This is a genomic window from Streptomyces sp. NPDC047315 (assembly GCF_040643215.1).
Lineage (GTDB): Bacteria > Actinomycetota > Actinomycetes > Streptomycetales > Streptomycetaceae > Streptomyces.
In genome coordinates this window covers 17,836-38,138 of the sequence record NZ_JBEYTZ010000034.1, presented here as the reverse complement: position 1 = coordinate 38,138, position 20,303 = coordinate 17,836, and the positions used below count along the sequence as shown (strand labels likewise).

General features: G+C 73.1%; 16 protein-coding genes. 14 read left to right on the top strand and 2 right to left on the bottom strand.

Translation table 11 applies throughout. From position 1 onward, the window contains the following. Window positions 1-97 precede the first annotated feature (97 nt). The 11 genes from ABZ842_RS31125 (at window position 98) to ABZ842_RS31075 (ending at window position 15,191) form a co-directional block, all read left to right on the top strand. Window positions 98-1,246: an ATP-binding protein gene (locus ABZ842_RS31125; RefSeq protein WP_361544238.1), complete on the top strand. Its 1,149-nt coding sequence runs from the start codon at window positions 98-100 to the stop codon at window positions 1,244-1,246. After that, on the top strand, window positions 1,243-1,608 hold the full coding sequence (locus ABZ842_RS31120; RefSeq protein WP_361544235.1) for a nucleotide pyrophosphohydrolase: 366 nt from the start codon (window positions 1,243-1,245) through the stop codon (window positions 1,606-1,608). Before ABZ842_RS31125 ends, ABZ842_RS31120 begins: the two co-directional genes overlap by 4 nt. Before the next feature lie 204 nt (window positions 1,609-1,812). After that, window positions 1,813-2,655, top strand: a complete 843-nt coding sequence (locus tag ABZ842_RS31115; RefSeq protein WP_361544232.1) for a DUF6099 family protein — start codon at window positions 1,813-1,815, stop codon at window positions 2,653-2,655. 211 nt (window positions 2,656-2,866) lie between these two features. Beyond that, window positions 2,867-3,790 (top strand): LLM class F420-dependent oxidoreductase, encoded by a 924-nt coding sequence (locus ABZ842_RS31110; RefSeq protein WP_361544229.1) that lies wholly within the window; start codon window positions 2,867-2,869, stop codon window positions 3,788-3,790. Window positions 3,791-3,795: 5 nt separating this feature from the next. Further along, a complete protein-coding gene (mmuM, locus tag ABZ842_RS31105) occupies window positions 3,796-4,722 on the top strand; it encodes a homocysteine S-methyltransferase (protein WP_361544226.1) in 927 nt (308 codons plus the stop codon). 108 nt (window positions 4,723-4,830) lie between these two features. Beyond that, a complete protein-coding gene (locus ABZ842_RS31100; protein WP_361544223.1) occupies window positions 4,831-6,345 on the top strand; it encodes a 3' terminal RNA ribose 2'-O-methyltransferase Hen1 in 1,515 nt (504 codons plus the stop codon). 77 nt (window positions 6,346-6,422) lie between these two features. Beyond that, complete coding sequence (locus ABZ842_RS31095) at window positions 6,423-9,101, top strand: polynucleotide kinase-phosphatase (protein ID WP_361544220.1); 2,679 nt, start codon at window positions 6,423-6,425, stop codon at window positions 9,099-9,101. Between the two features lie 203 nt (window positions 9,102-9,304). Continuing rightward, on the top strand, window positions 9,305-10,537 hold the full coding sequence (locus ABZ842_RS31090) for an arginine deiminase (RefSeq protein WP_361544217.1): 1,233 nt from the start codon (window positions 9,305-9,307) through the stop codon (window positions 10,535-10,537). 270 nt (window positions 10,538-10,807) lie between these two features. Beyond that, window positions 10,808-11,857, top strand: coding sequence for an ornithine carbamoyltransferase (gene argF / locus ABZ842_RS31085; protein ID WP_361544214.1), 1,050 nt, complete (start codon window positions 10,808-10,810; stop codon window positions 11,855-11,857). A 123-nt stretch (window positions 11,858-11,980) separates the two neighbouring features. Next, the gene (locus tag ABZ842_RS31080) at window positions 11,981-12,814 is read left to right on the top strand and encodes an enoyl-CoA hydratase family protein (protein WP_361544211.1); all 834 of its coding nucleotides are present in this window, start codon (window positions 11,981-11,983) and stop codon (window positions 12,812-12,814) included. A gap of 13 nt (window positions 12,815-12,827) precedes the next feature. Then, a complete protein-coding gene (locus ABZ842_RS31075) occupies window positions 12,828-15,191 on the top strand; it encodes a bifunctional salicylyl-CoA 5-hydroxylase/oxidoreductase (protein ID WP_361544208.1) in 2,364 nt (787 codons plus the stop codon). Between the two features lie 6 nt (window positions 15,192-15,197). Here the strand turns inward: ABZ842_RS31075 and ABZ842_RS31070 are convergent, their stop codons facing one another. Together ABZ842_RS31070 and ABZ842_RS31065 are read right to left on the bottom strand one after the other, a co-directional pair. After that, a complete protein-coding gene (locus ABZ842_RS31070) occupies window positions 15,198-16,085 on the bottom strand; it encodes a PaaX family transcriptional regulator C-terminal domain-containing protein (RefSeq protein WP_361544205.1) in 888 nt (295 codons plus the stop codon). A 9-nt stretch (window positions 16,086-16,094) separates the two neighbouring features. Then, entirely contained in the window at window positions 16,095-17,717 is a 1,623-nt protein-coding gene (locus tag ABZ842_RS31065; protein ID WP_361544202.1) for an AMP-binding protein, read from the bottom strand. 97 nt (window positions 17,718-17,814) lie between these two features. Between ABZ842_RS31065 and ABZ842_RS31060 the strand changes: the two genes are divergently transcribed. From ABZ842_RS31060 to ABZ842_RS31050, 3 genes are all read left to right on the top strand, one after another. Then, window positions 17,815-19,029 carry an acyl-CoA dehydrogenase family protein gene (locus ABZ842_RS31060; protein WP_361544199.1) on the top strand — a complete coding sequence of 405 codons (1,215 nt, stop codon included), beginning with the start codon at window positions 17,815-17,817 and terminating at the stop codon, window positions 19,027-19,029. Continuing rightward, the gene (locus ABZ842_RS31055; protein WP_361544196.1) at window positions 19,026-19,424 is read left to right on the top strand and encodes a RidA family protein; all 399 of its coding nucleotides are present in this window, start codon (window positions 19,026-19,028) and stop codon (window positions 19,422-19,424) included. Before ABZ842_RS31060 ends, ABZ842_RS31055 begins: the two co-directional genes overlap by 4 nt. Before the next feature lie 211 nt (window positions 19,425-19,635). Beyond that, complete coding sequence (locus ABZ842_RS31050) at window positions 19,636-20,181, top strand: MarR family transcriptional regulator (protein WP_361544193.1); 546 nt, start codon at window positions 19,636-19,638, stop codon at window positions 20,179-20,181. Window positions 20,182-20,303 lie beyond the last annotated feature (122 nt).

Sequence of the window (20,303 nt, the reverse complement as noted above, 5' to 3'; positions counted from 1 at the left end):
CGGGCGCGGCCCCTTGCGCAAGACGGGTCGCCCGTTCGTAGGAAGGTCCCGGCGGCGGAACGGTTCGGCGAATCGGCGGCTGCGTACCGTCCGGCCCATGGACCAGCACGCTCCCTTCACTCCCGCGCACTCCCCCCGACCCGCCGTCACCGAGCTGCGGTTGTCCGCCTTCCGCTCGCACCGCGGTGCGACGTTCGCACTGACCCCGCTGACCCTCTTCACCGGCGCCAGCGGCACGGGGAAGTCGAGCGTCTTACAGGCGTACGAGGCCCTGGCCGCCCTGGCGGCCGGCGAAGGGCTGGGGGACGTCTTCCCGGACCCCGCGGCCTGCGTTCCCGAATGGGCCGGCGCGGACACCGAGGGGCGCCGAGGGTTCCGCATCGGTTGTACGGTCGACGGCCCCGCCGGTGCCGTACGCCTCGACCTCGCCGTCCAGGCGGAGCCCACTTTGCGGATCGTCGGCGAGCGCCTGACGTGCGGCGGGCAGACCCTGCTCACCACCGCCCTGCGCGACCCCGAACGGTCGTCGGTGCAGGCGGCCTGGCTGACGGCGGGCTCGGTGCCGGTGACCCGCGCCCCGCTCCCCGACGACCGGCTCGGTACGTCCCTGCTGCCGCTGCGCGTGGCGGGGAAGACTGCGGGCCAACTGCTCGTCCTCGCGGCGGCTGAGCAGGTGGTGGTGGCGCTGCGGTCGGTCTTCGCCTGCGATCCGCAGCCGTGCGGGATGCGGCGGCCGGTGGCGGCGGGCGACGGTCGGCTGCGCCGCGGCTGTGACAACCTCGCCGAGGTCCTGCACCGCACGCGCAGCGAGTGCACCAGGCGGCACGCCCGGCTGACGGCCGCCGCGCGCCGCGGGTGCGCCGGCGAGGTGGCCGAGCTGGCCGTCGAGGAGACGGCGGACGGGCTGCTGCGGGCGCTGCTGCACCGGGGGGCGGGGCGCACGGCGACGCCGGTGGAGCGGCTCGGCGAGGGGGAGCTGCGGTATCTGGCGCTGGCGTTGGTGCTGTTGACCGGGCCGGGGGTGCTGGCGATGGACCAGGCCGCGGAGGTCCCGTCGGCGTACCAGTCGATGACCGTCCTCGCGGACGGCTTCGACCGCAGCCTCGATCCCGGGCAGGCGCGCGAACTGGTGGCACTGGCGGTGGAGATGGCGGCGCGGGGGCACGTCCGGCTGGTGGGGGCGGTCTCGGACGCGACCTTCGCCCGCGGGGTCGAGGGCGTGACGGTGGTAGACCTGGTGCCGTGACGAAAGAAGGCAGTGGAGCCAGTGATTCGAGTCGGCGCGGGGACGGCCCGTCCGTCGCCGACCTCCAGCAGCGGCTGGCGGAGTTCGCACGGGCGCGGGACTGGGGGCCCTACCACACCCCGAAGAACCTGGCTGCGGCGCTCAGCGTGGAGGCGGGCGAACTGGTCGAGATCTTCCAGTGGTTGACTCCGGAGGAGTCGGCTCGGGTGATGGAGGACGAGGGGACGGCGCACCGGGTGCGGGACGAGGTCGCCGACGTGCTGGCGTATCTGCTCCAGCTGTGCGAGGTCCTGGGGGTCGACGCGCTCGCCGCGCTCTCCGACAAGATCGACCGCAACGAGAGCCGCTTTCCGGCGCCATGAGTTAACGACCCGTCAACCCGGGGCGCCCGGCCCTTCGAAGAAATGGAACGATCAAGGTTTTGTCACTCTATGGAGTCATGAAGTTGTCCACAGCCGGCTTCCTGTCCACAGATTTCCCTTTTCCTCTGGCGTTTTGACTCAAAGCCCTTCACGCTGGGTAATGAACCTGTTGGGCAGACAGTCGTACGATCGGGGGCGGCGTACATGGAAGCGGAGCGACTCATCGACATGAGTCGACTGGCCCTGGCTCGCACCAGGGTGGTTTCTGAGGTGGTGATCGAAGCGTGGCAGGCTCAATTGCTCGCGCAGGCGATCGGCGGACAGCTCGCGGCATCCGGGCCGCCCGAGTTGAGCCGTGACGCACTGGGGCTCGGAGAGATCGAAGGTCCCGGCGCAGGAAGCGCGGAGCACTCCGGCGTCCTGCGCGGACGGACCAGAGCGGCCGGTCTCACGGGGATCGAGGACCCCCGCGAGACCCTGCTCGCTCTCGGGGCGCTGTTGGTGGACGTCGGGGTCGCCCTGATCTCGGTGGCCTGCGCCACCGAGGAGGACGGGCTGTACTGGCACTGCATCCGGGCCATGGATGCGGCCGACGAGTCCGCCGATCGGGTGCGCTCCATGCTGCACAGGCTCTCGGCCAGGGATCTCGCCGGCCGTGACCTGCGCAGACCGCCGGGCGACGTCCGGGCGCGAGCCGGGCCGTCCGTGGGGTCGAGCGGCCGGGCCGGTGATCGCCCCCCGCCGGGGCGGAGCGCCGTGGCGCGGACGTCCGAGCCGCCCTCGGGCGAGTGCGGCCCGGGGCGGGACGGCCGCGGAGCCGTGCCGCGCGGCGGCCGTCCGGCCATCGGCGGCCGGAGCGATCCGGACCGTACGGACGGGCCGGTGACATCGCACGTGCCGCTGCCGCCCCGCTCGGCAACCCGCGGCGGCGCTCCCGCCGCCCGCCCGCGCAGCTCGGGCGGCTCGGCCCGAGCCGAGGAAGGGCAGGGCCCGAGCCGGCCGACCGGCATACCGGACCCGGTGGACTCGACGGCGAGTACGTGGTGAACGGCACCGCGCTGATTCGGCCCGCCGCGTGCAGCGCACGCACCGCGTACAACGGGCTCACCGAGCTCGGCCCGTGCGGTGCCGAGCCGGCAGCCCGCCCTCCGGCCCGCCGCTCCTGGCCGCCGCCGCGGCGGCCCCGATGCGACACCCGAAGATGCAGGCAGGGGGCGGCGAGGCGGTTGACCACGGCGGGACGGTGCAGGATGGACGCATGGATCTGCGCATCTTCACCGAACCCCAGCAGGGCGCCAGCTACGACACCCTGCTGACCGTCGCCAAGGCCACCGAGGACCTCGGGTTCGACGCCTTCTTCCGCTCCGACCACTACCTCGCCATGGGCTCCGCCGACGGGCTCCCCGGCCCCACGGACGCCTGGATCACCCTGGCCGGCCTGGCGCGCGAGACCAGCAGGATCCGGCTCGGCACCCTGATGACCGCCGGCACCTTCCGGCTCCCGGGCGTGCTCGCCATCCAGGTCGCCCAGGTCGACCAGATGTCGGGCGGCCGGGTCGAGCTGGGGCTCGGCGCCGGGTGGTTCGAGGAGGAGCACCGGGCGTACGGCATCCCGTTCCCGAAGGAGAAGTTCGCCCGGCTGGAGGAGCAGCTGGCGATCGTCACCGGCCTGTGGGCCACCGAGGCCGGCGCCACGTACTCCCACGACGGCACGCACTACCAGCTCAGCGACTCGCCCGCGCTGGCCAAGCCCGTGAACGGACGGGTGCCGGTGCTGATCGGCGGGCACGGGGCCACCCGCACCCCGCGCCTGGCCGCGCAGTACGCGGACGAGTTCAACATCCCCTTCGCCTCCGTCGAGGACAGCGAGCGCCAGTTCGGACGGGTCAAGGCAGCGGCGGAGGCCGCCGGGCGCGCCCCCGACGACCTGGTGTACTCGAACGCGCTGGTCGTGTGCGTGGGACGGGACGACGCCGAGGTGGCCCGGCGTGCCGCAGCCATCGGACGGGAGGTCGACGAGCTCAAGCAGAACGGTCTGGCGGGCTCGCCCGCGGAGGTGGTCGACAAGATCGGTCGGTACGCCGCCGTCGGCTCGTCCCGGATCTATCTCCAGGTGCTGGACCTGCACGACCTGGACCACCTGGAGCTGGTCTCCGCCCAGGTCCAGTCCCAGTTGGGCTGACCGCCGTGCGCCCCGCCCGCACGCTCGCCCGAGCCCTCGCCGAGGGGCCTGTGGTCCTGGACGGAGGCCTGTCCAACCAACTGGAGGCGCAGGGGTGCGAGTTGTCCGACGACCTGTGGTCGGCACGCCTCCTCGCGGACGGGCCGGGGCAGATCGAAGCCGCCCACCGGGCGTACGTGCGGGCGGGCGCCCGGGTGCTGATCACCGCCAGCTACCAGGCGAGCTTCCAGGGGTTCGCCCGACGCGGCGTCGGGCGCGCGGCGGCGGCCGGGCTGTTCGCCCGCAGCGTGGAGCTGGCCCGGGCCGCCGCCGACGCGACCGCGGACGAGGTGTGGGTGGCGGCGTCGGTGGGGCCGTACGGCGCGGTGCTCGCGGACGGCGGGGAGTACCGGGGGCGCTACGGCCTGACGGTCCGCGAGCTGGAGCGCTTCCACCAGCCCAGGATCGAGGCGCTGGCAGCCGCCGGACCCGACGTCCTCGCGCTGGAGACCGTGCCCGACGCGGACGAGGCCGAGGCGCTGCTGCGGGCGGTCGAGGGCTGTGGCGTGCCGGTCTGGCTCTCGTACACCGTCAGGGACGGGCTGACCCGGGCCGGTCAGGACCTGGCTGCCGCGTTCGCGCTGGCCACGGGGAACGACCAGGTGGTCGCCGTGGGCGTCAACTGCTGCGCACCCGGGGAGGCGGACGGTGCCGTAGCGCTCGCCGCACGCACGACGGGTAAGCCCGTCGTCGTCTATCCGAACAGCGGTGAGGCGTGGGACGCGGTGGCGCGGGACTGGCGCGACGGCGGAGCGGACAGCGGTACGGACCCGGCGCGCGTCCGCCGCTGGCTGGCGTCCGGTGCCCGGCTGGTCGGCGGCTGCTGCCGCGTCGGCCCGGCCGCGATCGCGGACGTCGCCACCGCCCTGGCCCCGGCCGGCGGCACCGGCTGACCTGCGGTCAAGCCCGTCGAAGGCTGGCGGCGGGCCACCAGCCCCTCGGGGCTGCCCGCCGAGAAAATTTCGGGCACGAGTCCCCTCAACACCGCCATAATCGGTCAGGTGTTCTTGACGATCCGAACGACCGGCACCCCGCAACGACCAGCGACCGACCTCGGGTTCCTGCTGCACAAGCATCCCGACAAGGCGCAGTCGTTCTCCACCTCCCACGGCAGGGCCCACGTCTTCTACCCCGAGGCGACGCCCGAGCAGTGCACGGCCGCGCTGCTGCTGGAGGTGGATCCGGTGGCGCTGGTACGTCGCGGCAAGGGCAAGGGTCGCGGCGGAGCGCCCGACTCCGCCCTCGCGCAGTACGTCAACGACCGGCCGTACGCGGCCTCGTCCCTGCTGGCCGTGGCGCTCAGCACGGTCTTCAGGAGCGCCCTGCGGGGCGTGTGCGCCGCCCTGCCCGAGCGAGCCGAAGCACCCCTTCCGCTACGGATCGAGATACCCGCCCTGCCCGCGCGCGGCGGCGGCGAACTGGTCGAGAAGCTCTTCGGCCCCCTCGGCTGGACCACCGTCACCGCCCGACCGGTCGCCCTGGACGAGCAGTTCCCCGAATGGGGCGAGTCCCGCTACGTCCAACTCGTCCTGGAAGGCGAGCTGCGACTGGCCGACGCGCTGCGGCAGCTGTACGTCCTGCTGCCCGTCCTCGACGATGCCAAGCACTACTGGGTCGCGCCCGACGAGGTCGACAAGTTGCTGCGCGCGGGCGACGGCTGGCTCGCGAACCACCCGGAGCACCGGCTGATCACCAGCCGCTACCTCTCCCGGCGCTGGCGCCTGACCCGCCAGGCGGAGGAGCGCCTGGAGCTGGTCCGGCTGGCCGAGGCGGACGACCTCGACGTCGAGGACGTGGACAACGCCGTCGACGAGAGCCAGGACACCGAGGAGCGTCCGGTGCCCCTCGCCCAGCAGCGGCGCGACGCGATCCTGGAGGCGCTGCGCGCCGCCGGCGCCCAGCGCGTGCTGGACCTCGGCTGCGGCCAGGGCCAGTTGGCGCAGGCGCTGCTCAAGGACGTCCGGTTCACCGAGGTCGTCGGCGTGGACGTGTCCGTACGGGCGCTGACCATCGCCGCGCGCCGGCTGAAGCTGGACCGCATGGGCGAGCGCCAGGCCGCCCGCATCCAACTGTTCCAGGGCTCCTTGACGTACACCGACAAGCGACTGGCCGGGTACGACGCGGCGGTGCTGAGCGAGGTCATCGAGCACCTCGACCTGCCGCGGCTGCCCGCGCTGGAGTACGCGGTGTTCCAGGCGGCCCGGCCCAGGACCGTCATCGTGACCACGCCCAACGTCGAGTACAACGTCCGCTGGGAGACGCTGCCGGCCGGGCACGTGCGCCACGGGGACCACCGGTTCGAGTGGAGCCGTGCGGAGTTCCGCGGCTGGGCGGAGGCCGTCGCCGCGCGCGACGGGTACGACGTCGCGTACCTGCCCGTGGGGCCGGACGACCCCGAGGTCGGCCCGCCGACCCAGATGGCGGTGTTCACCCGCGTCGACGCTGACGCCCGCACCGACGGCGAACGCCGCACCGGCAGCGAGGACGGCACCGTGAAGGAGGCGAAGGCGGCATGACCCACCCGAACACCCCCGAAAACGCAGAAAACGCAGAAAACGCAGAGAGTGCAGAGAGCGCAGAGAGCACAGAGCCGATGAACACCGCCACCGACGCCCCGCCGGCGAGAAGACGGCTCCCGATCACCGACCTGTCCCTCGTCGTCCTCATCGGCGCCAGCGGCTCCGGCAAGTCCACCTTCGCCCGCCGCCACTTCAAGCCCACCGAGGTCATCTCCTCCGACTTCTGCCGGGGCCTGGTCTCCGACGACGAGAACGACCAGGCGGCCAGCCGCGACGCCTTCGACGTTCTGCACTACATCGCCGGAAAGCGGCTCGCCGCCGGCCGGCTCACGGTCGTCGACGCCACCAACGTCCAGGTCGAAGCCCGTCGCCAACTGGTGCGGCTGGCGCGCGAGCACGACGTCCTGCCCATCGCCGTCGTCCTCGACCTGCCCGAAGAGGTCTGCGCGGAGCGCAACGCCACCCGCCCGGACCGTGCCGACATGCCGCGCCGCGTCATCAAGCGGCACCGCGGCGAACTCCGCCGCTCCCTGCGCGGCTTGGAGCGCGAGGGCTTCCGGAAGGTCCACGTCCTGCGCAGCGCCGCCGAAGTGGACTTTGCCGAGGTCGTCCTGGAGCGCCGCTACAACGACCTGCGGCACCTCACCGGCCCCTTCGACATCATCGGCGACGTCCACGGATGCAGCTCCGAACTGGAGACCCTCCTCGCCGAACTCGGCTACCGGGACGGGGCCCACCCCGACGGCCGCACCGCCGTCTTCGTCGGCGACCTCGTCGACCGCGGCCCGGACAGCCCCGGCGTCCTGCGCCGCGTGATGTCCATGGTGCAGACCGGGAACGCGCTGTGCGTGCCGGGGAACCACGAGAACAAGCTCGGCCGTTACCTCAGGGGCAGGAACGTCCAGCACACCCACGGCCTCGCCGAGACCATCGAGCAGTTGGAGAAGGAGGACGCCAAGGACCCCGAGTTCCGCCAGCGCGTCGCCGAGTTCATCGACGGGCTCGTCAGCCACTACGTCCTGGACGGCGGCGACCTGGTCGTCTGCCACGCCGGCCTCCCCGAGAAGTACCACGGCCGCACCTCCGGCCGGGTGCGCTCGCACGCCTTGTACGGCGACACCACCGGCGAGACCGACGAGTTCGGCCTGCCCGTGCGCTACCCCTGGGCCGAGGAGTACCGGGGTCGCGCCGCCGTCGTCTACGGCCACACCCCCGTGCCCAACACCTCCTGGGTCAACAACACCATCTGCCTCGACACCGGAGCCGTCTTCGGCGGCCGGATGACCGCCCTGCGCTGGCCCGAGCGCGAACTCGTCGACGTACCCGCCGAGCAGGTCTGGTACGAGCCGGTCAAGCCGCTGCTCACCCAGGCCCCGGGCGCCCGGGAGGGCCGGCCGCTCGACCTCGACGACGTCCAGGGCCGACGGATCGTGGAGACCCGTCACCTGGCCCGCGTCGGCGTGCGCGAGGAGAACGCGGCGGCGGCCCTGGAGATCATGAGCCGCTTCGCGATCGACCCGCGGCTGCTCGTCTACTTGCCGCCGACGATGGCGCCCACCGCCACGTCCACCGTCGATGGCCACCTGGAACACCCCGCCGAAGCCTTCGCGCAGTACCGCGCCGACGGCGTCCGGCAGGTGGTCTGCGAGGAGAAGCACATGGGCTCCCGGGCCGTCGTGCTGGTCTGCCGCGACGCCGACACCGCCCGCAAGCGCTTCGGCCTCACACCGGCAACCGCAAACGGCACCGGCACCACGGGAACCACCGGCACCACGGGAACCACCAGCACCACGGGAACCACCAGCACCACGGGAACCACCGGCACCACCGGTGCCGACGACGCCGTACCGACCGGTGCCCTCTACACCCGCACCGGACGGCCCTTCCTCTCCGACGAGTCCCTCACCGAAGCGCTCCTCGACCGGCTGCGCGCCGCCGCGACGGCCGCCGGGCTCTGGGACGAGCTGGGCACGGACTGGCTGCTGCTGGACGCCGAACTCATGCCCTGGTCCCTCAAGGCGTCGGGGCTGCTGCGCTCGCAGTACGCGGCCGTCGGCGCCGCGGCGGGCGCCGTGCTCCCCGGGGCCACCGCCGCCCTCGAAGCCGCAGCGGCGCGCGGCGTCGACGTCGGCGCCCTCCTGCACGTCCAGCGCGAGCGGGCCGACGACGCCGCCGCCTTCACCGAGGCGTACCGCCGCTACTGCTGGACCACGGACGGGCTGGAGGGCGTGCGCCTCGCGCCCTTCCAGGTCCTCGCCGCCGAAGGGCGCTCCCTCGCCGGCGTACCCCACGACGAGCAGCTGGCCTGGCTGGACCGGCTCGTGGAACACGACCCCACCGGGCTGATCCAGGCCACCCGGCGGCTGGTGGTCGACACCGGCGACGAGGCGTCGGTGCGGGCCGGCACGGACTGGTGGCTCCAGCTGACGGCCGCCGGCGGCGAGGGCATGGTCGTCAAGCCGCTCCAACCGCTGGTGCGCACCGAGAAGGGCGCCCTGGTCCAACCCGGGATCAAGGTCCGGGGCCGGGAGTACCTGCGGATCATCTACGGTCCCGAGTACACCCGCCCGGCCAATCTGGAACGGCTGCGCAACCGCCACCTCGGCCACAAGCGCTCGCTCGCCCTGCGCGAGTACGCACTGGGCCTCGAAGCCCTCGACCGGCTCGGGGACGGGGAGCCGCTGTGGCGGATCCACGAGGCCGTGTTCGCGGTGCTGGCCCTGGAGTCGGAGCCGGTGGACCCCCGCCTCTGAGCGGTCCGTCCCGCCCCCGGTGGGGCGCGCCCCGACCTCGGGACGCGCCCCACCGGCCCCGGCCGGTGCACCGACCCGCCCCTGCGAGGCAGTCTGGGAGTCCGGGACCGAGTCCGCGACGCAGACGATGCGGGCGGAGGGCCTGTCGGTGTCCACCGGACGGCCACCGAGTGAAAGGCCCGCCGCGCGGTGAGGATGGCCACATGGGATTCCACGTCGACTCCGAGACCGGGCGGCTGCGCCGGGTCATACTGCACCGCCCCGACCTCGAACTGAAACGCCTGACGCCGACCAACAAGGACGCCCTGCTCTTCGACGACGTCCTGTGGGTGCGCCGCGCCCGCGCCGAGCACGACGGCTTCGCCGACGTGCTGCGCGACCGCGGGGTGGAGGTGCACCTCTTCGGCGACCTGCTGTGCGAGTCACTGGAGATCCCCGAGGCCAGGAAGCTGGTCCTGGACCGCGCCTTCGACGAGAAGGAGTACGGGCCGCTCGCCGCCGACCACCTCAGGTCCGCCTTCGACGCCCTGCCCTCCACCGACCTGGCGGAAGCCCTCGTCGGCGGGATGACGAAGCGGGAGTACCTGGCCGGGCACCCGGAGCCCACGTCCGTGCGGTTCCACGTGATGAACCTGGACGACTTCCTGCTCGACCCCCTCCCCAACCACATCTTCACCCGCGACACCTCCGCCTGGATCTACGACGGGGTGTCCATCAACGCGATGCGCTGGCCGGCCCGCCAGCGCGAGACCGTCCACTTCGAGGCGATCTACACGTACCACCCGCTCTTCGCGGGCCCGGACGCCGGCTCCTTCCACCACTGGTCACAGGGGCAGAGCGACTACCCGTCCACCATCGAGGGCGGCGACGTGCTGGTGATCGGCAACGGCGCGGTGCTGATCGGGATGAGCGAGCGGACCACGCCGCAGGCGGTGGAGATGCTGGCCCAAGGGCTCTTCGCGGCCGGCTCGGCGCGCACCATCGTGGCCCTGGACATGCCGAAGCGGCGGGCGTTCATGCACCTGGACACCGTGATGACGATGGTCGACCGGGACGCCTTCACCCAGTACGCGGGCCTCGGGATGCTCCGGTCGTACACGATCGAGCCGGCCGAGGGCCCACAGGGGCTCAAGGTCAGCGACCACCCGCCGGAGGAGATGCACAGCGCGATCGCCGCCGCGCTCGGACTGAAGGAGATCCGGGTGCTCACCGCCACGCAGGACGTGCACGCGGCGGAGCGCGAGCAGTGGGACGACGGCTGCAACGTCCTGGCCGTCGAGCCGGGCGTGGTCGTGGCCTACGAGCGCAACGTGACCACCAACACCCACCTGCGCAAGGAAGGCATCGAAGTGATCGAGATCCCCGGCAGCGAGTTGGGGCGGGGGCGGGGAGGACCGCGCTGCATGAGCTGCCCCGTCGAGCGGGACGCGGTCTGACGGCAGGGACGCGGTCCGACGCTGGGGAGGCGGTCCGAGGGTAGGGACGCGGCCCGACGGTGGGGACGCGGCCCGAGGTACGGAAGTGCCCGTCCATGGTGGACCCTGGTTGCACGGACCCGAATCGGTCGATCCCGGACACCCCCTCCGGTCGCCCCCGAACCGACCGACTCCGGGTCTTGTATAGCAATGCAGGGGATCGTATATACTTCCATCCATTGCCGACCATGCAAGCGTCCCTTCCCCACACGCAGCGACCAGGAGCAGCCCATGGCGATACACCTCGAAGGCCGCCACTTCCTCAAGGAGCTGGACTTCACCGCCGAGGAGTTCCGCGGTCTCGTCGCGCTGGCCGCCGAGTTGAAGGCGGCCAAGCGGGCCGGCGTCGAGGAGCGGCGGCTGCGCGGGAAGCACATCGCGCTGATCTTCGAGAAGTCCTCCACGCGTACGCGCTGCGCCTTCGAGGTCGCCGCGGCCGACCAGGGCGCCGCGACGACGTACATCGGTCCGGCCGGATCCCACATCGGCAGCAAGGAGTCCACGAAGGACACCGCGCGCGTGCTCGGGCGGATGTTCGACGCCATCGAGTTCCGCGGGGACGCCCAGGCCAAGGTGGAGGAGCTGGCGGCGCACGCCGGCGTGCCGGTGTACAACGGCCTCACCGACGACTGGCACCCCACCCAGATGCTCGCCGACGTCCTCACCATGGTCGAGCACACGGTCAAGCCGCTGGAGCAGATCTCCTTCGCCTACCTCGGGGACGCCCGCTTCAACATGGGCAACTCCTATCTGATCACCGGCGCCATGCTCGGCATGGACGTGCGCATCGTCGCCCCCCGGGCGTACTGGCCGATCGAGGAGGTCCAGGCGAAGGCCCGGGCCATCGCCGAGGTCAGCGGCGCCCGGATCACCCTCACGGAGTCCGTCGCCGACGGCGTCCTGGGCGCGGACTTCGTCGCCACCGACGTGTGGGTGTCGATGGGCGAGGCCAAGGAGGTCTGGGACGAGCGGATCGAGGTCCTGCGTCCGTACGCCGTGACGATGGACGTGCTGCGGGCCACCGGCAATCCGGACGTGAAGTTCCTGCACTGCCTCCCCGCCTTCCACGACCTGGGCACCACCGTGGCGCGGGAGGTCCACGAGACCCACGGCCTCACCGAGCTGGAGGTCAGCGACGAGGTCTTCGAGTCGTCCCACTCCGTGGTCTTCGACGAGGCGGAGAACCGGCTCCACACGATCAAGGCCGTGCTCGTGGCGACGCTCGCACCCGCGCCGCTGGGAGTGGAGATCCCGGAGGTCCCCGTCGCCCGGGAAGCCTGAGGGGTCGTATCGAACGAGGGCGCGCGCTATCGCGCGCCCGTGACGGAAGTCACGGGCGGGTGATAGCTTCGTGAGAGGCAGCGGCGGACCGGCGCCGCCCGCCCTCGAAGGAGGCCGCCTCTCATGAGCCCCTTTACCGGATCCGCGCGAAGCACCGACCCCGAGGAATGGCGCCATCTACGGCTCGTCGTCGCCGACGGCGTCGCGACCGTGACCCTCGCCCGCCCGCAGAAGCTGAACGCCCTCACCTTCGGCGCGTACGCCGACCTCCGCGACCTGCTGGCCCAGCTGTCCCGCGAACGTTCCGTACGGGCGCTGGTGCTGGGCGGCGAGGGGCGCGGCTTCTGCTCCGGCGGCGACGTCGACGAGATCATCGGCGCCACCCTCGCCATGGACACCGCCCAGCTCCTCGACTTCAACCGGATGACGGGACAGACCGTACGGGCCGTCCGCGAATGCCCCTTCCCGGTGATCGCCGCGGTGCACGGCGTCGCCGCCGGCGCCGGCGCCGTCCTCGCCCTGGCCGCGGACTTCAGGATCGCCGACCCCAGCGCACGGTTCGCCTTCCTCTTCACCAAGGTCGGGCTGTCCGGCGGCGACATGGGCGCGGCCTATCTGCTGCCCAGGGTCGTCGGCCTCGGACACGCCACCCGACTGCTGATGCTCGGCGAGCCCGTCGGCGCCGCCGAGGCCGAGCGGATCGGCCTCCTCAGCGAACTCGTCCCCGAGGGCGGCGCGGACGCCCGGGCCGCGGAGTTGGCCCGACGCCTCGCGACCGGCCCCGCGCTCGCCCACGCCCAGACCAAGGCGCTGCTGACGGCCGAACTCGACATGCCGCTGGCTGCGGCCGTGGAGCTGGACGCCGCCACCCAGGCCCTGCTCATGAACGGCAGCGACTACGCGGAGTTCCACGCGGCGTTCACGGAGAAACGGGCGCCGAAGTGGCAGGGGCGATGACGGGGAGCGCCCCGTGAGTCCCCGCGTGAGCAACCGCAGCACCCCCGTGAACACCCGCCTGCGCGCCCCCTTGCGCGTCGCCGTCATCGGCGGCGGCCCCGGGGGTCTGTACGCCGCCGCCCTGCTCAAGCGGTTCGATCCACGGCGGGAGATCACCGTCTGGGAGCGCCGGGCGCCCGACGACACCTTCGGCTTCGGCGTGGTGCTCTCGGACGAGACCCTGGGCGGCATCGAAGCCGCCGACCCGACGGTCCACCGGGCCCTCAGCGACGAGTTCGTCCGCTGGGACGACATCGACATCGTCCACCGCGGGCGCACCCTCATCTCGTCGGGACACGGCTTCGCCGCGCTGGGGCGCCGCACGCTGCTGCGGATACTGCACCGCCGCTGCGAGGAGCTGGGCATACGGATCAGGTTCCGCACCGCGGCACCGCCCGTCGACGAGCTCACCGCCTCCCACGACCTGGTGATCGCGGCGGACGGCGCGGGCAGCACCACCAGAGGGGCCGACCCCGCGGCGTACGGGCCGCGCATCACGACCCACCGCTGCCGCTACATCTGGCTGGCCGCGCCCGTCGCCTTCGACTCCTTCCGCTTCGAGATCGCGGAGACCGAGCACGGGGTGATGCAGCTCCACGCCTATCCGTACGCCGCCGACGCGTCCACGGTCGTCGTCGAGATGCGCGAGGAGGTCTGGCGGGCCGCCGGATTCGACGCGGACGCCCCGGCCGCCGCGGGATCGCGGTCCGTCGAACGCTGCGCCGCGATCTTCGCCGACGCCCTGGGCGGCCGGCCGCTGCACGGCCGCGACTCCACCTGGACCGCGTTTCGCACCGTCGTCAACGAGCGCTGGTCCCACGGCCGTACGGTCCTGGTCGGCGACGCCGCCCACACGGCCCACTTCTCCATCGGCTCCGGCACCAAACTGGCCGTCGAGGACGCCGTGGCGCTGGCCGCGTGCGTGGCGGAGCAGACGACCCTGGACGACGCACTCGCCGCGTACGAGGCCGAGCGCCGGCCCGTCGTGGAGTCGACGCAGCGGGCGGCGACGGCCAGCCTGCGCTGGTTCGAGGAGCTGGGGACGTACGTGGGCCAGCCGCCCCGGCAGTTCGCGTTCAACCTGCTCACCCGCAGCCGCCGGGTCACCCACGACAACCTCCGGCTCCGCGACCGGGCCTTCACGGACGCGGTGGAGCGGGACTTCGACTGCCCGCCCGGCACGCCCCCGATGTTCACCCCCTTCCGACTGCGCGGACTGACCCTGCGCAACAGGGTCGTGGTGTCCCCGATGGACGTGTACGGGGCGCAGGACGGCGTCCCGGACGACTTCCACCTCGTCCACCTGGGCGCGCGGGCGCTGGGCGGCGCCGCCTTGGTGATGACGGAGATGGTCTGCGTCAGCGCCCGGGGTCGGATCACCCCCGGCTGCACCGGCCTCTACACCTCGGAGCAGGCCGTCGCCTGGCGGCGGATCACGGACTTCGTGCACGACCGGGCGCCGGGCACCGCCATCGGGGTGCAGCTCGGCCACTCCGGGCGCAAGGGCTCCACCCGGCGGATGTGGGAGGGCATGGACGACCCGCTGCCGCGGGGGAACTGGCCGCTGGTGGCCGCCTCGCCGCTGCCGTACCGGCCGGGCGTCAGCCAGGTGCCGCAGCAGTTGGACCGCTCGGGGCTCGACTCCGTGCGCACCGAGTTCGTCGAGGCGGCGCGGCGGGCCGCGGACGCCGGCTTCGACCTCCTCGAACTGCACTGCGCCCACGGCTACCTCCTCTCCGGCTTCCTGTCCCCGCTGACCAACAGGAGGACCGACGCCTACGGCGGCTCGCTGACGAACCGGCTCCGCTTCCCCCTGGAGGTCTTCGACGCGGTGCGCGGGGCGTGGCCCGCGGACCGGCCCGTGACGGTGCGGATCTCCGCGACCGACTGGGCTCCCGGGGGGACGACGGACGACGACGCCCTGGCGATCGCGCGCGCCTTCGTCGAGCACGGCGCGGACGCGATCGACGTGTCCACGGGCCAGGTCGTGCCCGGCGAGCGGCCCGAGTACGGCCGCTCGTACCAGACCCCGTACGCCGACCGGATCCGCAACGTGCTGGGGGTGCCGGTGATCGCGGTCGGGGCGATCTCGTCGTGGGACGACGTGAACTCGCTGGTCCTGGCGGGGCGGGCCGATCTGTGCGCGCTGGCCCGGCCGCATCTGTACGACCCGCACTGGACGCTGCACGCGGCGGCCGAGCAGGGCTATGCGGGGCCGGGTGCGCCGTGGCCCGACCCGTACCGCGCGGGCAGTCGCAAGCCGCCGACGGGCCGTACGGACGCACCGAACCCACCCCGGATCAGCCTGACGGGGCTGCTGGACCCCGCCGGCCCATGAGGGTGGTCAGGAGGCGGTGACGGGGGACGCGTCCTCGTCCCCCTCCTGATCGTCGTGGCCGTCCCGGCCGTCCGGACCGCCCTGGTCGGTGCCGTGCACGAACACCGCGCCCGCGTCCCGCAGCAGCTCGTGCAGCCGGCCGAAGACCTCCGCCGAGCGGGACCCGGGCCAGCCCACCGGGAGGAGTTCCAGCGGCAGCCCCGGATCCGCGTAGGGCAGCCGGCGCCAGGAGTCGAGGGCGAGGAGGTAGTCCCGGTAGGCGTCCTCGGGCGTGGCGATCCGCCCGCCCAGCCAGTCGCGCAGGACCGGCTCCTGCCCGTCCAGGAACTCCTGGTGCTGCTTGGCGATCGCCCCCAGGTCCCACCAGCTCGCGACCGCTTCCGCCGTCGCCGCGAAGCCCAGGTGCTCGCCGCGGAAGAGTTCGACGTACGGGTCGAGCTGGAGGCGGCGCAGGGTGTGCCGGGTCTCCTCGTACAGCCGGGCGGGTGCGACCCAGACCCCGGGGGCCGCCGAGCCGAAGCCGAGGTGGCCGAGGCGGGAGCGGAGCAGATGGCGCTTGCTCCGTTCGGCTTCCGGCACGGAGAAGACGGCGAGCACCCAGCCGTCGGCGAGCCGCGGCGTCCTGCGGTCGTAGATGCGGCGGTCGCCGTCTTCGAGGAGCTGGCGGGCGTCGGCGGACAGCTCGTAGCCGGCGGAGCCCTCAGGGGTGCGGGCGGAGATCAGCAGCCCGCGCCGTTTGAGGCGGGACACCGACGAACGGACGGACGGCGCGTCGACGTCGAGTGCGGCCATCAGCCGGATGAGTTCGGCGACCGGGAGCGGCCCGGTGCGCTCGCGCCCGTACGCGCCGTAGAGGGTGACGATCAGGGATCGGGGGGTGTGCTGGTCGGCCACGTGATCACTCTAAGGTGACTTCTCCGTGCGCAGGCGGAAGCGCTGGAGCTTGCCGGTCGGGGTGCGCGGGAGCGCGTCGAGGAAGACGACGGAACGCGGGCACTTGTACGGGCTCAGCCGGGCGCGCACCCACTCGATCAGGGCCGCGGCGGTGGCGTCGCCCGCGGGGACGCCGCCGCGCAGGACGACGTACGCCGCCACGACCTGGCCGCGCAGGGCGTCGTCCTCGCCGACGACCGCGGCTTCCTGGACGTCCGGATGGTGCAGCAGGGCCTCTTCCACCTCGGGGCCGGCTATGTTGTAGCCGGCCGAGACGATCATGTCGTCGGCGCGGGCGACGTAGCGGAACCAGCCGTCGCTCTGGCGCACGTAGGTGTCCCCGGTGAGGTTCCAGCCGTCCCTGACGTACTCGCGCTGGCGGGGGTCGGCGAGGTAGCGGCAGCCCACCGGGCCGCGGACGGCGAGCAGCCCCGGTTGGCCGTCGGGGACGGGGGCGCCGTGGTGGTCGACGACCCGGGCCTGCCAGCCGGGCACCGGGACGCCGGTGGTGCCGGGGCGGATGGAGTCGTCCGCCGCGGAGACGAAGATGTGCAGCAGTTCGGTCGCGCCGATGCCGTTGATGATGCGCAGGCCGGTGCGGTCCAGCCAGTCGTGCCAGGTGGCGGCCGGCAGGTTCTCGCCGGCGGAGACGCAGCGGCGCAGCGAGTCGACGTTCACGTGGCGCGGTTCGTTCAGCATCACGCGGTACGCGGTCGGCGCGGTGAACAGCACCGTGACGCGGTGCTCGGCGATCGCGGGCAGCAACTGCCGCGGCCCGGCCCGCTCCAGCAGCAGCGCCGAGGCCCCCGCGCGCAGCGGGAAGACGACCAGGCCGCCGAGCCCGAAGGTGAAGCCGAGCGGCGGGCTGCCGGCGAACAGGTCGTCCGGCACCGGCCGCAGCACCCGGGCGGAGAAGGTGTCCGCGACGGCGAGGACGTCGCGGTGGAAGTGGATGCACCCCTTGGGGCGGCCGGTGGTGCCGGAGGTGAAGGCGATCAGGGCGACGTCGTCGGCGGCCGTCGGCACCGCGGGGAAGGGGCGGGCCGGCGCGGCGGCGGCGAGGTGCAGCAGGTCGCCCTGGGAGGTGCCGCCGTACGGGGTGATCCGCAGGCCGCCGCGGTCGACCCGCAGCAGCTCGTCCAGGGTGCGGGCGTCGCACAGGGCGTGGCTGACCTCGGCGATCTCGCAGATGGTGGCGAGCTCTTCGGTGCGGTGCTGGGCGAGGACGGTGACCGCGACGGCGCCGACCTTCATCACGGCCAGCCAGCAGGCCGCGAGCCAGGGGGCGGTGGGGCCGCGCAGCAGGACGCGGTTGCCGGGGACGACGCCCAGGCGGGCGGTGAGGGCGTGCGCGATGCGGTCGACCCGTTCGTGCAGCTCGCCGTAGGTCCAGACGTCGCCGGTGGGGGTGCGGAAGACGGGGCGGTCCGGGCCGAACCGTTCGACGGTCTCGTCCAGCAGTGCGTGTCCGCAGTTCAGCCGGGTGGGATAGCGCAGCTCGGGCAACTCGAAGATCAGCTCGGGCCACAGGTCCGCGGGCGGCAGGTGGTCGCGTGCGAAGGTGTCGACGTGGGCCGAGGGTGTCAGCTCCATGGTGCGCCCCCTTGTCATGGTGGGGTCGTGAGAGGAGCGTATCGTGGTGGTGACGACAGTCAACGGTTCGCGATAGATGAGATATGTGAGGGCGTCAATGCCCGTATTCTCGCTCGATCCGGTACAGACCGCCTGGTGCGCGGAGCTGCGTGCGCTCGCCGTCGGGACCCTCGAACCGTTGGCCCGGCGGGGTGCGCCGGGCCGGGTGAACCGTCCGTTGCTCGCCGCCCTGGGTGAACTGGGCCTGTTGGCAAGGCTGTTCACCGGTGTGCCGGCGGACGGGCCCGGAGAAGAGGCGGGGCGGGCTCTTGGGGACGGGGGACCGGTCGCCCGCCCCGGCGCCTTGGACCTGTGCCTGCTGCGGGAGTCGCTCGCCCACGGCTGTACGGAGGCGGAGACGGCGCTCGCGCTCCAGGGCCTCGGCGCCCGGCCGATCGCCACGGCCGGCAGCGCGGAGCAGCGCCGGCGGTGGCTGCCCGAGGTGATGGCAGGGCGCGCTGTTGCGGCCTTCGCCCTCAGCGAGCCGGGCGCGGGCTCCGACGCCGCGGCCCTGGCGCTGGCCGCGGAGCCGGCGTCGAAGTCGGGCGGCGGTTGGCGCTTGACCGGCGAGAAGTGCTGGATCTCCAACGCTCCCGAGGCCGACTTCTACACCGTGTTCGCCCGGACGACCCGCGGCGCCGGCGCGCGCGGCGTCACGGCGTTCCTCGTCCCGGCCGATCGCCCCGGCCTGTCCGGCACGGCCCTGGAGATGCTCTCGCCGCACCCGATCGGCGCGCTGACCTTCGACGGGACGCCCGTGACCGGGGACGACGTGCTGGGCGAGGTCGACCGGGGCTTCCGGGTCGCCATGGACGCCTTGAACCTGTTCCGGCCCAGCGTCGGGGCGTTCGCGGTGGGGATGGCCCAGGCCGCGTTGGACGCGACCCTCGTGCACACCGCGCGGCGCACCGCCTTCGGCGGCCCCCTCAAGGACCTCCAGTCCGTCGCCCACCAGGTCGCCGAGATGGCCACCCGCACGGAGGCCGCCCGGCTGCTGGTGCACAGCGCGGCGGCGGCGTACGACGCGGGCTCCGCCGACGTGCCGAAGCGGTCGGCGATGGCGAAGCTGTTCGCGACGGAGGCGGCGCAGTACGTGGTGGACGCGGCCGTCCAACTGCACGGCGCACGGGCGCTGGAGCGCGGGCACCTGCTGGAGCACCTGTACCGCGAGGTGCGCGCGCCGCGGATCTACGAGGGCGCGACGGAGGTCCAGCGCTCGATCGTCGCCAAGGAGCTGTACGCACCCCGGGGAGCCGAAGGAGCGCCCGCATGAGTCTGCACCGCCTCAACCCCGCCGAGCTCTCCGCGCCGTCGGGGTTCTCGCACGCCGTCACCGCCACCGGCTCCCGCCTGGTCTTCCTCGCCGGGCAGACGGCGCTCGACGGCGCGGGCCACGTCGTGGGGGAGAGCCTGCCGGAGCAGTTCGAGGCGGCCCTCGCGAACCTCCTCGCCGCGCTCGCCGCCGCCGGCGGCGCCCCGCACGACCTCGCCCGGGTCACCGTCTACGCGACCGACGTCGCCGACTACCGCGCGCACGCGCCCGAACTGGGCCGGATCTGGCGACGGTTGGCGGGGCGGGACTATCCCGCGATGGCGGTCATCGGCGTCGTACGCCTGTGGGACGAGCAGGCGATGGTGGAGCTCGACGGAACGGCCGTCCTGCCCTGACCGGCCCCGCGACCTCTGGCATCCGGCCGGAAGGCGCAACGGAGCAGGGTCGGAGGGGGCGACGGGCCGCGGCCGGACGACGGTTGACAGCGGCGTCCAACCGTGCCGATACCTCCCCCGTCGTGTATCTTCGCGGTGAAGTTACTTCGCAGGGGCGGGGCCGTCATCTCCAGCGGTGGAACCCGTCGCCGTACAGGTCGGGAAGGGGAGCATGTCCAGCGAGAATCCGAAGCCCGGGGGCCTGGAGGCGCAGCGCGACCGCCTCATGGACGGGCTTCGAGCGTTCGGCGCCAACTACACCGAATTCACCCAGCGGTTCGCGGCCTGGCTGGGGCTCCACTCCACGGACGCCGCAGCACTCGCCGAGATCCTGTACGCGGAGGACCAAGGGGTGCCGCTCTCCCCGGCCCGGCTCAGCGAGCGCATCTCCCTGTCGTCCGGAGCGACGGCCACCCTGCTCAACCGACTGGAGACGGCCGGTCACATAGTCCGCACCCGCGAGCACACCGACCGCCGGATCGTGACGCTGCGCAGCAGCCCCGGGGTGAAGCCGCGGGCCGAGAAGTTCTTCTGGCCCTACGCCGAGCAGATGGCGGTGGCGATGTCGCACTACACCCCGGCGCAGCTCCAGGAGTTCGAAGCCTTCATCGACCGGTTGCGCGCGACCATGGATTCGCTGCTCGCCAACGAGTACCGCGGTCGGCAGCCGGGCACCTCGTCCGCCCGTGGCAGCAACGGCACCAGCAGCACCACCTGACGCGCCCGACGCACACGACCCGCCCGACGCACGCAACGCGACCGCGACCCGCAGCCGCCGCACCCACTCCTGCCCGGACGTCCGCGGGCGCGCCCGCGCGCCCCGACGCGCCCCGACGGAGC

Coding starts and splice junctions, on each gene's coding strand:
- ABZ842_RS31080 (WP_361544211.1), top strand. CDS start 11,981: ATGAGCCCCTTTACCGGATCCGCGCGAAGCACCGACCCCGAGGAATGG.
- ABZ842_RS31110 (WP_361544229.1), top strand. CDS start 2,867: ATGGATCTGCGCATCTTCACCGAACCCCAGCAGGGCGCCAGCTACGAC.
- ABZ842_RS31055 (WP_361544196.1), top strand. CDS start 19,026: ATGAGTCTGCACCGCCTCAACCCCGCCGAGCTCTCCGCGCCGTCGGGG.
- ABZ842_RS31095 (WP_361544220.1), top strand. CDS start 6,423: ATGAACACCGCCACCGACGCCCCGCCGGCGAGAAGACGGCTCCCGATC.
- ABZ842_RS31065 (WP_361544202.1), bottom strand. CDS start 17,717: ATGGAGCTGACACCCTCGGCCCACGTCGACACCTTCGCACGCGACCAC.
- argF (WP_361544214.1), top strand. CDS start 10,808: ATGGCGATACACCTCGAAGGCCGCCACTTCCTCAAGGAGCTGGACTTC.
- ABZ842_RS31125 (WP_361544238.1), top strand. CDS start 98: ATGGACCAGCACGCTCCCTTCACTCCCGCGCACTCCCCCCGACCCGCC.
- ABZ842_RS31090 (WP_361544217.1), top strand. CDS start 9,305: ATGGGATTCCACGTCGACTCCGAGACCGGGCGGCTGCGCCGGGTCATA.
- ABZ842_RS31050 (WP_361544193.1), top strand. CDS start 19,636: ATGTCCAGCGAGAATCCGAAGCCCGGGGGCCTGGAGGCGCAGCGCGAC.
- ABZ842_RS31115 (WP_361544232.1), top strand. CDS start 1,813: ATGGAAGCGGAGCGACTCATCGACATGAGTCGACTGGCCCTGGCTCGC.
- ABZ842_RS31060 (WP_361544199.1), top strand. CDS start 17,815: ATGCCCGTATTCTCGCTCGATCCGGTACAGACCGCCTGGTGCGCGGAG.